The sequence below is a fragment of the Streptomyces sp. NPDC060205 genome, from assembly GCF_042728395.1.
Lineage (GTDB): Bacteria > Actinomycetota > Actinomycetes > Streptomycetales > Streptomycetaceae > Streptomyces.
Map to the genome: position 1 here is coordinate 1 of NZ_JBHWZP010000054.1, position 14849 is coordinate 14849.

Sequence of the window (14849 nt, forward strand, 5' to 3'; positions counted from 1 at the left end):
CTGGGTGCGCACCCCGGCGGCCCCCTCAGGGGCGCGGGGAACTGCGCGACCAGCCCCCACCGGCCCGCACGAACAAACGGGCCTGGCCCTGTTAAGGGGCGCGGGGAACTGCGCGGGCAACCCCCACCGACCCGCACGGACGGACGCGCCTCCCCCACCCCCAGGGGCGCGAGGAACTGCGCGACCAGCCCCCACCGGGCCGCACGGACAAACGGGCCTGCCCCACCCCCAGGGGCGCGGGGAACTGCGCGGGCAACCCCCACGGCCCGCAGCCGAAGTGAACCCCGCGTGGTAAACGGGCCTGCCCGCTTGCAGGGCTGCGCCGGCGCTCCCGAGCAAAGCGTGCCCGGCAGGCGGGCGCCTACTGCTGGTAACTTGCAGCGGTCGGACCCGCCCCGTCAGACCCTGGAGGCCTCAGTGACTTCGGCGACCTTCCCGCGCCCGCGCCCGCGCACGCACGCGCGCACCGCGGCCGCAGCCGCAGGACTGGCAGCCGCGCTAGCCCTGACGACGGGCTGCAGCGACGGCGACGGTGGCGGCGACAAGAACCCGTCGTCCACGGCCAGCGCCGAACCGACCGCGTCCGCGGACACCGGCACCGCAGCGGCCGACGAGCTCGACGGCAACTGGCTGACCACCAAGGACGGCAAGGCCGTGGCCCTGGTGATCACCGGCAAGCAGGCGGGCCTGTTCTCGACGAGCGGATCCGTCTGCAGCGGCACCGCGGGCAAGACCTCGGACATGCGCATGATCACGCTGAAGTGCACCGACGGGAACAAGGACCGGGCCGAGGGCATGGTGGACTCCGTCGACTCCACCACCCTGAAGGTCACTTGGGACGGCTTCGGCGCGGAGACGTACACCAGGTCCGAGGGCGAGGGCCTGCCGCCCGGCCTGCCTACGGCGAGCCTGGGCTCCTGACACCGTCCGTCTCCGTGCCGGGCTTCGTGTCCGGCTCCGCGACCGCCGACGTCCCGTCGAGCGTCATGGGCGGTACGGCCGTGTCGAGCGCCTCGGACAGCTCGGTCAGGGCGTCGAGGACGAGCCGCGCCGGAACGAGCAAGGCTTCCTCCCCGCCCTGCGGCTCCGTCTCCAAGGCCTCCACGGCGGCCCGTACCGCGTCCCAGCGCGGCACCCGGCGCTCCCGGATGGCCTTCGCCCCCTGCTGGGTGGACTCACGCAGGGCCTCGGCGAGTCGGGCTGCCGCCGGGACCGGGGTGGCGCCGCGTTCCGGAAGGTGGGCCTCCAGGAGCATCGCGACGCGGCCCAGTTGGGCGAGCGCGTCCTCGGCGTCGTCGGCGGCGGTCCGCGAGAGGCCGCGGTGGCGGACCGGTTCGGCGGTGGCGCGGGCCACGGCCGTGTGCCAGGCCGCCCGGGCCGTGCGCGCGGCGAGCAGGGCCTCGCGGACGTCCGGGGCGCTGCGGAGGGCCGGATCGGCGTAGGCGTCGAAGACGACGGCCGCGTAACGGCCCTGTGCGGCCAGCCAGTCCGCGAGGCGGGTGCGCAGCCGCGGGGTCTCCCACGCCGGGTAGACGGCGTACGCGATCATCGCCAGCAGTCCGCCGAGCAGGGTGAGCAGGACGCGTTCGGGGACGGTCTGCGTCCACTGTTCGCCGCCCATGCCGAGCAGGAAGACGACGTACGCGGCGATGCAGCCCTGGGCGGCGAACTGGCCCGTACGCATCAGCAGATACATGAGCGCGGCGCTCACCACGGCGAGGGCGCCGGAGAGGTACGTGCCCGGGTCGGCAAGCCGCACGACGGCGGTGGCCACGGCCACGCCGACGACGGTGCCGCCGAGGCGGGCGACGGCCCGGCTGTACGTCTGCGAGAAGTCCGGGCGCATCACCATGACCGAGGTCAGCGGGGCCCAGTACCCGTGGCCGAGGGGCAGCGCGGTGCCGAGGACGTATCCGGCGGCGGCGACCGCGGAGACCCGTGTGGCGTGCCGGGTGATCGGGGAGCCCCTGCGCAGTTCCTTGCGCATGGCCCCGAGCGCCGTGGGGACCAGGGCTAGCAGGGTGGGACGGCTGCGGCTGCCGGGGCGCGGGGAGGGGGCGGCCGGGGCGACGCCGACGGCCGGGGCCCGGTCGGTGCCCTTCGGTGTGCTGCCGCCCGCCGTCTCCAGCACGTCCTGGAGGAGGGTGTTGAGGCGGGACGCCGCGCGGTAGGGGCGGCCGGTGAGGATGCTTCCGGTGTCCGGGGTGCGGAAGGTGGCCAGGGCCGCGCCCGGCACGGTGACGGGCTCGCCCCGGCGGATCGCGTGGGCGGCCGCGTCGAGGATGGCGCCGGCGGCGGCGAGCAATTCGCGGACCCGGTCGCGGGCGGGCCCTTCCGCCGGTACGCCCATCGCCGGGTCGGCCAGCGAAGCGAGTACCGGGCGGATGCGCTCGGCGATACCGCGGGCGCCGTGCAGTTCGGCGGGGCGGCGGCGGGCCTGGCGGGGTGTGACGGCGGCGGCGTTCCGCGCCTCCATCAGGGGCAGCGGGTCGAAGGACGCGACCGGATCGTGGCGCAGCCGCCGCGCGTAGTCCGCCTCGGCGGCCAGGGCGTCGGCGAGCGCGTCACGATGGGCGCCCCAGCGGCGTACGGGGAACAGCACGACCAGCGCGGCCTGGACGACACCGCCCACGATCATCATGGCGGCGTGGCCCGCGGCCTGGGCGACGGAGGTCGGCAGAGTGACCGTCACGAGCATGATCGCCACGTTCGAGGACGCGATCAGGCCGATGGTCGGGCCCGCGGCCCAGCTCATCCCGGCCGCGAACGTCCACACCACCAGCAGGGCGAGGAAGAGCGGTTCCCGCGAGATCGTGAGGTAGCCGAGGAAGGTGGAGATCGCGAGGCTCGTACCGGAGGCGAGGGCCAGTTCGGGACGGGGGCGCCAGCTGCGCTGGAACGTGGCGATCGCCGCCTGGAACGCGCCGAACGCCGAACTCGCGGCGACGGCAGGGCCGAAGGCCCACAGGCTCGCCGCGATCACGATCGCGAGTCCCACCGCTCCGCGCACCGCGACGAGAGGTTCGAGCCGTGTCTTCTCCACGGCGAGCCCCGAGCGCGCGGTGTCCTTAAGCGCTCGTCGCCAGCTCACTGCGCCAGCGTACGGGAGGGGCCGCGGGGGTGGCGGATCCATGATGATCTACGGATACCGTCATCACCGCGTCATCGCCCGCTCGACCATGACTACCTGCTTCACCTTCACTGCCTGCTTCACCTTCACTACCTGCTTCGCCGCCATCACCCGCTTCGCCGCCATCACCCGCTACACCGTCAGCACCCGCTACACCATCAGCAGCAGTACGACCCTGAGGCTTGAGGACATCCATGCGCACCCTGCCGATCGCCGTCACCGCCCTCGCGGCGACGCTCACCCTGACCCTGACCGCCTGCGGTGGCGACGACAGTGGTGGCGGTGACAACAAGAGCAGCGGGTCCAAGAAGGACACGTCGTCGTCCGCCTGCGCGGCCGGCGAGCTCGGCCAGGAGGTCGTCGCCAGCGAGGCCCCGGCCGCGGGCGACACCGGGACCGTTTCCGTCAGCCTCACGAACGGCTCCGGAGCCGACTGCACGCTGCAGGGCTTCCCGACCGTCGGCCTGGACGCCGGCGGGACCGCGCTGTCCGTCGCCCCGGAGAAGTCCGCGGAGCCGGAGAAGCTGACGGTGAAGAAGGACGAGACGGTCGGCTTCACGATCACGTACGTGCGCGGGCCCGCGGGGGACGCCGCGAAGGCCGCCGCGGTGACGACGGCGAAGTTCTCCCTGCCGGGGGCCGAGGGGGAGCTGTCCTTCGCCTGGAAGTACGGCGAGGTGGCCCTTCGGGGCGCGGGCGGCGACGAGCCGGACGCGTCCGTCACTCCGCTGCAGCGGACGGGCGACTGAGCGGTGACGCTCCGCTTGCGGCGGGGCGGGGACTGAGCGTCGCGGGGCATCCGCCGGCCGGTGGGGGTTGGCCGCGCCGTTCCCCGCGCCCCTTACGGGGCGGGGGCCCGCCGTGGGGGTTGGGGGCGCCCCTTACGGGGCGGGGGTGGTGGTCACGGGGTGGGGAGGGGGCGGTGGGGGCTGACCTGGGCCTGGTCCGCTGCTGCGGAGCCCTCTTGCCAGCCTGCCTCGTCGGACACTCCGCGCAGGCGGGTCGTGACGGTGTCCGGGAACATGCGTTCCGTCTCGTCCGTGACCGCGACGTCGCGTGCCGCGAGGACCGGCAGCAACTCCCCCTCCGTGGCGGTCACCTGCCCCTCGGCCGCCTCGGCCAGCCGGGCGCCGATGCGATGCGCGTACGCGGCGAGGAACGACTGCCGGAAGGACTTCGTCCGCTTCCTGCCGCCCGCGCGCTGGGCCGCCTCCGCCTTGGTCATCGCGGCCGTGGCCTGCACGAGGAGCGAGGTGTGGAGAAGTTCGACCGCCTCCAGGTCGGGCTCGAAGCCGACGACGGTGGAGAAACCGAAGGCCTCGTTCCACACCGCCCGGCAGCGGTTGGCCCCGGCCACCGCGTCGAGGAGGACCGCCTTGGCGGTCTCGTACGGCGGGTCCACACCGATCCGGCAGGCACCGGGCGCGTCCTTGGCGTGCGTACGCGCCGCGAGCAGCGCCTCGTCGATGCTGTGCCGCGCCATCAGCTCCTGCGCCTTGGCGCTCAGCGCCTCCGCCTCCTCCGGGAACCCGGTGGCCTCCGCCTTGGCGAGGAGCGCGCGGATACGGGTGAGCATGCGGGTGTCCCGTGGGACGGCGGACCCTTCGGACGCGCGGGACGCATGGGGTACGTGTGCGTCCAGCGGCTCCAGTGCGGGCAGCCGCAGCAGCAGCCGGTACAGCTCCAGGGCCGCGGTCGCGTACCGGAACCGGTCCGGGCGATCGGGGCGGTCCGAACGGTCGGACCGATTCGGCTCGGCCAGCTCGGCCAGCTGTGCCGACCAGCGCGGGCCGCGGGGCGTACGGTCCCGGGCGGCCTCGGCGAGGACCAGCTCCGCCGCCAGACGCTCGTGCACGTCGTCCAGCTCGCGCCGCACGATCCGTACGACATCCGCCGGCTGCCAGCCGCGCCGACAGGTCGCCGCCATGAACTCCTCGCCACGACGGGCGAGTTCGGCGTCGGAGGCGGGGTCGGCGGCGAGCAGGGAGGCACCGGTGTCGAGGGCCGTGTCGGAGTCGGCGTAGAGGGCCGCCGCGAAGGCGCGCTCCACCGTGGAGGACGTGGAGGACGTGTAGGACGTACTACTCATGCGTCGATCGTGTCATGGGGGGAACGGGGGATCGCCGGAAGACTGCCGTGCCACCGCCGTGCGGCTGGGAGAACCCCACGGCCGGCCCGGCCGCGCGCGCGTGGCCGTCTCAGCGGGTGAAAATCGCTCGACCCGTCGGCCGGCGGGCCCGAGCATGCCCCCATGGTCGACACCTCTCTGTACGCAGCGTTCCTGGTCGCCGCGCTCGCGCTCGTGGTGAGCCCCGGTCCCGACATGATGTTCATCGTGGCGATGGGGGGCCGGGGCGGACCGGTCACGGGGGTGATGGCCGCAGCGGGCGTCGCCACGGCGATGCTCGTGCACGCGATCGCCGCGATGCTGGGCCTGTCCGCCCTGTTCACGGCGCTGCCGACGCTGTACCACGTACTGCGCTGGGCAGGCGCCGCCTATCTCCTGTACCTCGCGGTCAAGGCGTTCCGCGACCGCTCGGTGCCGGTCGAGGAGGGCGCCGCCGTCGGTCCGGGCCGACGGCGGGCCTTCTGGCAGGGGGCGGTCACCAATGTCCTCAACCCCAAGGTGATCCTCTTCAACGTGGCGTTCCTGCCGCAGTTCGTGAACCCGGGACTCGGCCATGTGATGGGCCAGTTCCTCGTCCTCGGCGTCACCATCGTGGTCATGGGCTTCGTCTTCGACGCCTCCGTGGGGCTGCTCTCCGGCCGCCTCTCGGACCTGCTGCGCCGCAGCCGCCGGGTCGCCCGCGCGCTGAACGTCTTCAGCGGCACGGTCTTCACGGGACTGGCCGTACGTCTGCTCGTGGCGTCCCCGAAGTAGCCGGGAGGCCCCCGGGACGGAACGGGGGTCCGCCCGGTGGGGCGCCGGACCAACCCGTGACGGTCACCCGCACATGGACTGTCAACGCAAGGTTGACACCCACAGAGCGTCAACCTACGGTTGACACATGACCACGAATCCACGCGTCAGCACCTCCGTACGCCTCGACGACCTCATCGAGGCCATCAAGAAGGTTCACGAGGACGCCCTCGACCAGCTCCAGGACGCGGTGATCGCCGCGGACCACCTCGGCGACGTGGCCGACCATCTGATCGGGCACTTCGTGGACCAGGCCCGGCGTTCGGGCGCCTCCTGGACGGACATCGGCAGGAGCATGGGGGTCACCCGGCAGGCGGCCCAGAAGCGGTTCGTCCCGAAGGCCGAGTCGGACCTCGACCCGAGCCAGGGCTTCAGCCGTTACACCGCACGCGCCAGGAACGTGGTGGTGGCCTCCCAGGAGGAGGCCAGGACCGCGGGCAACGACCAGATCCGCACCGAGCACCTGCTCCTCGGCCTCGCCGCCGACCCGGAGGGCCTCGCGGCGAAGGCGCTCATCGCGCAGGGCGTCGCCCTGGAGGCCGTCCGCGAGGCCGCGCGCGCCGGCCTCCCGCCGCGCGCGGAGGCCATGCCCGCGCTCGTCCCCTTCGACGCCGACGCCAAGAAGACCCTCGAACTCACCTTCCGCGAGGCCCTGCGCCTGGGCCACAACTACATCGGTACGGAGCACATCCTGCTCGCCCTCCTGGAGCACGAGGCGGGTACGGGCCTGCTGAGCGGACTCGGCGTCACCAAGGCGGCGACCGAAGCGGACATCGCAAAGTCGCTGCAACAACTGAAGAAGCCCCAGCAGTAGCCCCCGGCCCCCGCCCCGGCCCCTTCAGGGGCGCGGGGAAGTGCACGACCAGCCCCCACCGAACCCGCACCCGAAAAGCCAGACGGGCCCAGTCCCGGCCCCTTTAGGGGCGCGGGGAACTGCGCGGCCCACCCCCACCGAACCCGCACCCGAACCGGCACCCGCACCCGCACCCGCCAAGGTGGGCCTGGTCCGGCGAGGACCAGCGGGCGGACCGCAGCGGGCCCGCCGCGGGCCCGGATTGTCAGACCCTCCTGCGAGACTCGCAGAGTGACCGGACGGTGGGCTCTCGCGCCGACCGAGGACGGCGGCGCGGAGCTCGCCCCCCTCGGCCCCGACGGGCTGCCCACCGGACCGCTCCTGAGGGAACCGGACCTGGCCGAGTCCGTCCGTTCCCGGCCGGACGTCACCCGCTGGGTGTGGCGGGCGACGGCGGAGGTCTACCCACGGCTGCGCGCCGAGGGCGTCCGGGTGGAGCGGTGTTACGACCTGGAGGCCGCCGAGACCCTCCTGCTCGGCCACGAGGGACGGCTCGGCGAACCGCGTTCGGCCGCCGCCGCCCTGGCCAGGCTGCGCGGCGGCCCCGTACCGCCCGACCCTCCGCAGCGCTCCGCCGAGCCCGGCTCGCAGTCCTCCCTCTTCGAGCCGCGCCCCGTCCACGTACCGCTGGCGCAGCTCATCGAGGTGTACGGGGAGCAGCAGCGCAGACACGACGCGACCGCGCGGCCCGAGCGGATGCGGCTGCTGACGGCCTCCGAGTCGGCGGGCACGCTCGTGGCGACGGAGATGAACGAGACAGGGCTGCCGTGGAGCACCGACGTGCACCGGGAGGTCCTGCACGAACTGCTCGGCGAGCGGTACGCGGGCGGGGGTGAGCCACGGCGGCTGGCCGAGCTGACGGAGGAGGTGTCGGCCGCGTTCGGCCGCCGGGTCCGGCCCGACCTGCCCGCGGACGTCGTCAAGGCGTTCGCGCAGGCCGGCATCAAGGTGAGGTCCACGCGGCGCTGGGAGATCGAGTCCGTCGACCATCCGGCCGTGAAGCCACTGATCGAGTACAAGAAGCTGTACCGGATCTGGGTCGCCCACGGCTGGTCGTGGCTCCAGGACTGGGTGCGGGACGGACGGTTCAGACCGGAGTACCAGGCGGGCGGCACCGTCACCGGCCGCTGGGTGACCAACGGCGGCGGCGCCCTGCAGATCCCCAAGGTCATACGCAGGGCCGCGGTCGCCGACCCCGGCTGGCGGCTCGTCGTGGCGGACGCCGACCAGATGGAGCCGCGCGTCCTGGCCGCGATCTCCCGCGACCCCGGCCTGATGGAGGTGGCGGGCCGCGAGAGCGACCTCTACCAGTCCGTCTCCGACCGGGCCTTCTCCGGCGACCGCGCCCAGGCGAAGCTCGCCGTCCTCGGCGCGATCTACGGCCAGACGTCCGGCGACGGCCTCAAGAACCTCGCGCTGCTGCGCCGCCGCTTCCCGAGGGCGGTGGCGTACGTGGACGACGCGGCCCGCGCGGGCGAGGAGGGCCGGCTCGTACGGACCTGGCTGGGCCGCACCTGCCCACCGGCGGCGGGGTCGGACTCCTCGGGCGAGGAGGCGGGGATCCCGGACAGCGAGGAGGCCGGCGAGCCGGCCGGCGGTTCGGGTGAGGGGGCCGAGCCGGGAGGCGCCCAGGACTGGGTGCCCGGTTACGCGTCCAGCAACTCCCGGGCCCGGGGCCGCTTCGCCCGTAACTTCGTGGTGCAGGGCAGCGCCGCCGACTGGACCCTCCTGGTGCTCGCCGGGCTCCGGCGCACCTGCCGGGACATGGCGGCCGAGCTGGTCTTCTTCCAGCACGACGAGGTGATGGTGCACTGCCCGAAGGAGGAGGCCGACGCGGTGGTCGAGGCCATCCGGGAGGCGGCGGAGGAGGCGGGCCGGCTGACGTTCGGACAGACGCCGGTGCGGTTCCCGTTCACCACGGCGGTGGTGAAGTGCTACGCGGACGCGAAGTGAGCGCGCCGGGCGGCGCGTACCGGGCGGCGCGTACCCAGAGGCCGTGCCGGTCAGCCGGTGCGGCTCAGGAGCAGGTCCCTCAGCTCCTCGGCCACCGGGCTGTCGGTGCCGTCGAGATCGGCGAGGGCCAGTTCCCACCGCGCGTACGCCTCCTCGGTGCGGCCCGCCGACCGCAGGAGCAGTCCCTGCTGATGCCGGGCGAGTCCCGCGGTGTAGCGGTCGGCACGCCGCTCGGCCCGCTCCAGCAGCAGGGCGCACTCCCGGGCGGCCCGCGCCGGGCGGTCGAGCTCGCGCAGGGCACGGACCAGGCCGAGACGGGTCTGCGAACCGCTCTGCCAGTCGACGCCGTCCGAGATGCTCAGGGCACGGTCGAAGTGCTCCAGCGCACGGGCCGGTTCACCGAGCGTGAGGTGGGCGTACCCGATGTTGCAGTGCCCGGACTCGCGGACCCGTGAGTCGGCCATGACCTCCCCGAGCGCGAGACTCCTCTCGTGCCACTCGATGGCGGCGCGCGGGTCGCTGTGCTCGTACAGGTTGCCGAGGTTGCTGTAGACGACGGCCTCGCCGTCCGCGTCGCCCGCCCGCCGGGCCAGTGCGAGGCTTTCCCGCAGGGCGGTCTCGGACTCGGCGTACCGGCCCAGGCTTTCGAGCAGCAGCCCCCGGTTGTTCAGACAGCGCTGGACGCGCGGCAGGACGCCGAGGCCGCGCCAGCGCGCCAGCGCCCGGTCGGTCAGGACGAGCGCCTCGCCGGCCCGGCCCTGCATGAAGTGCAGGCCCGCCAGGTCGGAGAGCGCGATCGCCTCGGCGGCGTCGTCACCGAGACGCCGCGCCACGTCCAGCGCCCGCCGGCCGAGCGCCGCCAGTTCGCGGAGCCGGCCGCGGCGCTGCAGATACGGGAAGAGGGCGCGGACGAGGACGGGTACGAGCGGGGAGGAGGCGGCCCGTCCCTCGACGAGTGCGACGACGTTCGCCACCTCCCGGTCCCCCCAGGCGACGGCCTCGGCGGCCGAGCCGAACGGCGGGGGCGGGTCCCCGTCCGCGTCGGCGGCCACGCAGGCCCGCTCGGCGGCGGTCACCCCGAGCCGGTTGTCCCGGTCGACACCGGAGGGCGTCAGGGCCAGCACGCACTGGCGGGCGGAGGCGATGTACCAGCGGAGGGCGATGTCCGCGGAACCGGGATCCGGGCCCGAGGGATCCGAGCCCGAGGGATCAGGGCTTGAAGGATGCGGGCCTGAAGGATGCGGACCCGAAGGTTGCTGGCTTGAGGGATCAGCGACCTCGCGGGCGAAATCCCGTACGAGGTCGTGGGGGGCGTAGCGGCCGTACGTGCTCTCGTCGAGGAGGGCGACGTCGACGAGGCGGTCGAGGGCGGCCTCCGCGCGCCGCTCGCCGGTGCCCAGCAGCCGGGCGAGCAGCGGAATCCCGTACGTCGGCAGGTCGAGCGCGCCGATCCTGCGCAGGGCGAGCGCGGCGTCCCGGTCGGCCTCGCGGTCCGAGGCGCGCAGCGCGTCGAGGGCGACCGCGAGGGAGCGCCGCACACTCAGGTCGTCGTACTCCAGATGGTGCAACCGTTCGTCGCTGGCGGCCAGTTGACCGGCCAGCGCGTCCGGGGTGAGAACGTGCCGGGCGGCCAGGCGCGCGGCGACGATCCGCAGGGCGAGGGGCAGCCGTCCGGTGAGGCCGACGAGCGGATGCCTGCCGTCGAGGCCGTCCCGCCCGGAGACGGCGCGCAGCAGTTCGGCGCTCTCCTCCTCGGAGAGCGGCGCGAGCGGGAAGCGCGTCGCGCCGTCCAGTGCGGTGAGGGGCGAACGGCTGGTGACGATCACCGCGCAGCCGGGGCCGGCGGGCAGCAGGTGACGGACCTGGGCGGCGTTCGCGACGTCGTCCAGCACGAGCAGGGTGCGGGTGGGTGCCAGCAGGGAGCGGAGCAACGCGCTGGCCGCGTCCGGGTGTTCGGGCACGCCTCGCGGTTCCACGCCGAGGTCGCGGAGCAGTGCGGCGAGGGCCTGTCCGGCGGTGAGCGGCGGCACGCCCGGTGTCGCCCCGTGCAGACGCACGTACAGCTGGCCGTCGGGGAACTCCGCCCGCAGCCCGTGCGCCACCTGGACGCCCAGCGCGCTCTTCCCGACCCCCGCCATACCGCTGACGACGGCGACTCGGGGGCGGCCGTCCCCGACCGGGCCCTCCGGACCGCCCGGCAGGAGTGCGGTGCGCAGGGCCTGGATGACTGTGTCCCGGCCGGTGAAGTGGACGGGCACGGGCGGAAGTTGAGCGGGCTTCGGCACGGGGGTGGGGGTGATAGCTCCGGCTCCGGCTCCGGTTACGGCTCCGGTTGCGGTTGCGGTTGCGGTTGCGGTTGCGGTTGCGGTGACAGTCCGGGAGGGCTGCGCGGGAATAGCCGGGGCCGGAGCCGGACCCGTGGCGAACGTCTCCGCCAAGATCGTGGTCGTGGCCGGCCGCAGCAGCGGGACGGCCCGCCGGGACCCGGGCTCGACGACAGCCCGTACGGCGGCGACCCGTTCGGCGGTTCGCGTTCGAGGGTGGCCGGCGGTCCTCGCGGCCGGGGTTCCCGAAAACCCACGTCCCGGCTCCCGAAGGATCTCCAGATGGGCCTCCCGTACCGCGTTCCCCGGCTCCACGCCGAGTTCGCGGACGAGCCTGCCGCGCAGGTCGCGGTGGACGGCCAGCGCCTCCGCCTGGCGGCCCGTCTGGTACAGGACCAGCATCAGCTGCCGGTGGAAGGCCTCCCGCAAAGGGAACTCCGCGACCAGCGCGGCCAGTTCGGGTGCGAGCCCGGAGAGCCGTACAGCCCGTTCGGCCGCTCCCCGACCGAGCTCCAGTTCGGCGTCGTAACGGCACTCCAGGGCGAACAGCCGTGCCTCCTCCAGCCGTTGGATCAGGGAGATCCCACCGGCCTCCGGGCACCAGCCGTCCAACGGGGTGCCGCGCCACAGCGCGAGCGCCGCCACGGCCTCGGCCGAAGCACTCCCCCAGTCGCGCCGCGCATACGCCGCACGGGCGGCGACAACCCGGGCCTCGAACACACCGACGTCCAACTCGCCATCCGCTACGCGCAGTTGATAGCCGGCGGCCACCGACCTCAGCCGGTCCGGGTCGTCCAGGAGCCGCCGCAGTCGGGTCACGTGATTCTGCAGCGAGGCGTGCGCGGACGCGGGCGGGAACGCGCCCCACAGCGCGTCCTTGAGCGTCTGCACGGACACGACCCGCCCCGGTTCCAGGAGCAGCGCGGTGAGCAGGACGCGCCCCTTGGCGCTGCTGACCGGCCGGGCCACGCCGCCGGCGTCGTACACGACCGTCGGCCCGAGCAGCCCGAAGCGCAGCCGGCAGGTGCCCGCACCGGAAGCTCCGACCGAGCCACCGTCCAAAGAGGCCGCCGCCTCGCGCGTGGACAGGGCGGGCGGAGACGTCTGGGCCGTCTCGGGCGTGGGCGTGCCGGGCCGGCCGGGCAGTCCGGTCGCCTCCCGTTCCGGCCGCGTCCCGCCGCCCACCTGTTCGCCCTCCCCGTCGGCGGCGCCGGGCGGCCGGAATCCGACGCTCCGCCGACCCTGGGGCGAAACTCCGTGCCCCGCCACACCGTTCGTCCCATGTTAGCGATCGGTTGGCGTGGCCTGATTTGATCACCGCATCGGATCCGGTCGTTCCGGTACGCGGTAGGCGTCGTAGGTCGCCGCGACTCGGGGGAGTGTCGCCGTCGCGACCGGGTCCGAGAGCCCCGTAGGACACGCGTGAGTCACCCGCGTACCGGGCGGAACCGCACGAAGAAACTCCCCTTTTCCCCGCCCGCCTCAGATGACGGGTGGCCGCCCCAGCCGCGTAAGCCGCCACACGGTCTTCCACCGCATCGGCCGACGCTCCCCGGCCGACGCCCGCAGCCCCTCCACGAAACCGCCGAACCACGCCCGCAGCCCACCGACGGACCGCGTCCGTACGAGGGTCAGCGCGATCCAGACCGCCAGGTGGACGGGGATGAGCGGAAGGGGCAGCCGGCGCCGGACCAGCCAGACGCGGTTGCGGGCGGTGACGCGGTAGTAGATGGCGTGCCGGGCGGGTGACGTCTTCGGGTGCTGGAGCAGCAGCTGGGGCTCGTAGCGGATGGTCCAGCCGGCGTCGGCGGCCCGCCACGCCAGGTCGGTCTCCTCGTGCGCGAAGAAGAACTCGGCGGGCCAGTCACCGGTCTGCGCGAGCATCTCCATGGACAGGGCGTGGCCGCCGCCGAGGAAGCAGGTCACCTCGCCGCCGCGCAGCGGATCCTTGGCGCCGAGCCGGGGTACGTGGCGCCGCTGGGTCTCGCCGTTCTCGTCGGCGATGCGGAAACCGACGATGCCCAGGCGCGGCTCGACGGCGTACAGGTCCCGTACCGTCCGCAGGACGTCGGGGTCGACGAGCAGCCCGTCGTCGTCGAGCTCGACGACGACGTCCACGTCGCCGAACTCCCGCAGCCGCCGCAGGGCCACGTTGCGGCCGCCCGGGCAGCCGAGGTTCTCGTCGACCTCGATGGCGGTGACCTCACCGGGCAGGCCCAGCCGCTCGGCGAACTCCGGCAGCGGACAGCCGTTCCCGACGATCACGATCCGCTCGGGGGCGACGTCCTGCTTGGCCACCGACGTGAGCAGGGCGTCGACCTCGTCGGGCCGCGTCCCCATCGTCACCACGGCCACGGCGATCCGCGGTCCCACCGACACGACGCCCACCCCGATCTCGACCTCGTCGGACCATCAGAGAACGATGCTAGCCGTTCACGCTGTGGACTCCTCAAGTACGCGACGTCGTAAGGGTGTCGCGACGCATGTTCCGGACAGCGTTCCCCGTCCTGTACGGATATGGGCCACGGCCGTCTCACGACCGCGCGGCGCTGCGTCACGCCGGGTGGTCGCATGAGGCATCCCTCCAGGCCGTCGCGCCGGGCCGTCACCCGGCGCCATCACTTCTCCGGGGTGCCTCAGGGGTCCCGACGACCGGTAGCGTGTCCATGACCCGCCGGACCGAGGGGAAGAAGGGGCCAGGACATGACCGTGACCATCTCGCTCATGCTGATGGCGGCCGTCGCCCTGACCGCCGCGGTCGTGGCGCCCCGCGTCCTGACCGGTGCCTCCTGGCCCGAGCGGGAGCCCGTACTCGCGCTGTGGGTGTGGCAGTGCCTGGTCGCCACGGTCCTGCTGTGCTGTCTGTCGTCGCTCGTGCTGAGCGCCTCCGCCGTCTTCCACACGGTCCGCGCCCATGTCTTCGCACCCGCGCCGCCCTCCGTGACCGCGGCGTACGACCTGGCCGCCGCCCCGCCCTGGACCACCGCGCTGACGCTGCTGCTGGCGGGCGGCGCCGCCTGGACGACGGCGATGCTGGCCCGCGAGGTGACGGAGGCCCGCAGGCGCAGCCGTCTGCGCCGCGAGCACCTGCGCGAACGCGCGCCCGAGCTGCCGGCAGGACTGCCGACCTCGCGCGGCCCGCTCCTCGTGCTGGAGGACGAGTACCCGGACGCCTGGTGGATGCCCGGCAACCCGGCCCAGCTCGTCGTCACCACGGGCGCCCTGCACCGCCTCACCGATCACCAGCTGGACGCCATCCAGGCCCATGAACTCGGCCACGCGCGCGCCCGCCACGACTGGCTCCTGCATCTCTCCCAGGCGCTGGCCGGCGGTTTTCCGGGCATCCCGGTCTTCCGTGACTTCCGCGACCAGACGCACCGCCTCGTCGAACTGTCCGCCGACGACACGGCCTCGCGCCGCTGCGGTCACCTCACGACCGCGCTGGCCCTCATCGAGCTGAACCAGCACCGCGGCGTCCTGTCCTGCGCCACCCCGCGGCCCCTGCTGCACCAACGCGTGGAACGCCTCCTGGACCCCCCGCCCCGCCTCCCCCGCACCCACCGCCGAGGCACGACAACAGCCGCAGCACTGGCCCCACTGGTCCCGCTCCTGATCGCATTCGGCCCGGCGCTGGCGACGCTGGCGTCGTAGGGCCTGGGGGCAGTTGCG

General features: G+C 73.9%; 10 protein-coding genes. 6 read left to right on the forward strand and 4 right to left on the reverse strand.

Features of this window, described 5'->3' with window-relative positions:
• The first annotated feature begins 417 nt into the window (after positions 1-417).
• A complete protein-coding gene (locus ACFWGJ_RS12700; protein WP_387323105.1) occupies positions 418-921 on the forward strand; it encodes a hypothetical protein in 504 nt (167 codons plus the stop codon).
• On the opposite strand, the gene ACFWGJ_RS12705 is transcribed toward ACFWGJ_RS12700, so the two are convergent.
• Positions 899-3091: an FUSC family protein gene (locus ACFWGJ_RS12705; RefSeq protein ID WP_387323107.1), complete on the reverse strand. Its 2193-nt coding sequence runs from the start codon at positions 3089-3091 to the stop codon at positions 899-901. The genes ACFWGJ_RS12700 and ACFWGJ_RS12705 overlap by 23 nt on opposite strands.
• A gap of 233 nt (positions 3092-3324) precedes the next feature.
• On the opposite strand from ACFWGJ_RS12705, the gene ACFWGJ_RS12710 reads away from it, so the two are divergent.
• On the forward strand, positions 3325-3879 hold the full coding sequence (locus tag ACFWGJ_RS12710; protein ID WP_387323109.1) for a DUF4232 domain-containing protein: 555 nt from the start codon (positions 3325-3327) through the stop codon (positions 3877-3879).
• Between the two features lie 152 nt (positions 3880-4031).
• Here ACFWGJ_RS12710 and ACFWGJ_RS12715 read toward each other — a convergent pair whose 3' ends face one another.
• Entirely contained in the window at positions 4032-5219 is a 1188-nt protein-coding gene (locus ACFWGJ_RS12715) for a DUF2786 domain-containing protein (RefSeq protein ID WP_387323111.1), read from the reverse strand.
• A gap of 162 nt (positions 5220-5381) precedes the next feature.
• On the opposite strand from ACFWGJ_RS12715, the gene ACFWGJ_RS12720 reads away from it, so the two are divergent.
• From ACFWGJ_RS12720 to ACFWGJ_RS12730, 3 genes are all read left to right on the forward strand, one after another.
• On the forward strand, positions 5382-6011 hold the full coding sequence (locus ACFWGJ_RS12720; protein ID WP_381833979.1) for a LysE family translocator: 630 nt from the start codon (positions 5382-5384) through the stop codon (positions 6009-6011).
• A 127-nt stretch (positions 6012-6138) separates the two neighbouring features.
• Positions 6139-6864 (forward strand): Clp protease N-terminal domain-containing protein, encoded by a 726-nt coding sequence (locus tag ACFWGJ_RS12725; protein WP_387323113.1) that lies wholly within the window; start codon positions 6139-6141, stop codon positions 6862-6864.
• Positions 6865-7134: 270 nt separating this feature from the next.
• On the forward strand, positions 7135-8856 hold the full coding sequence (locus ACFWGJ_RS12730; RefSeq protein ID WP_387323114.1) for a bifunctional 3'-5' exonuclease/DNA polymerase: 1722 nt from the start codon (positions 7135-7137) through the stop codon (positions 8854-8856).
• A 50-nt stretch (positions 8857-8906) separates the two neighbouring features.
• On the opposite strand, the gene ACFWGJ_RS12735 is transcribed toward ACFWGJ_RS12730, so the two are convergent.
• A complete protein-coding gene (locus ACFWGJ_RS12735; RefSeq protein WP_387323134.1) occupies positions 8907-12242 on the reverse strand; it encodes a BTAD domain-containing putative transcriptional regulator in 3336 nt (1111 codons plus the stop codon).
• 420 nt (positions 12243-12662) lie between these two features.
• Entirely contained in the window at positions 12663-13553 is an 891-nt protein-coding gene (locus ACFWGJ_RS12740; protein ID WP_387323136.1) for a glycosyltransferase family 2 protein, read from the reverse strand.
• A gap of 330 nt (positions 13554-13883) precedes the next feature.
• Here ACFWGJ_RS12740 and ACFWGJ_RS12745 point away from each other — a divergent pair, with 330 nt between their 5' ends.
• A complete protein-coding gene (locus ACFWGJ_RS12745; protein ID WP_381832701.1) occupies positions 13884-14831 on the forward strand; it encodes a M56 family metallopeptidase in 948 nt (315 codons plus the stop codon).
• Positions 14832-14849 lie beyond the last annotated feature (18 nt).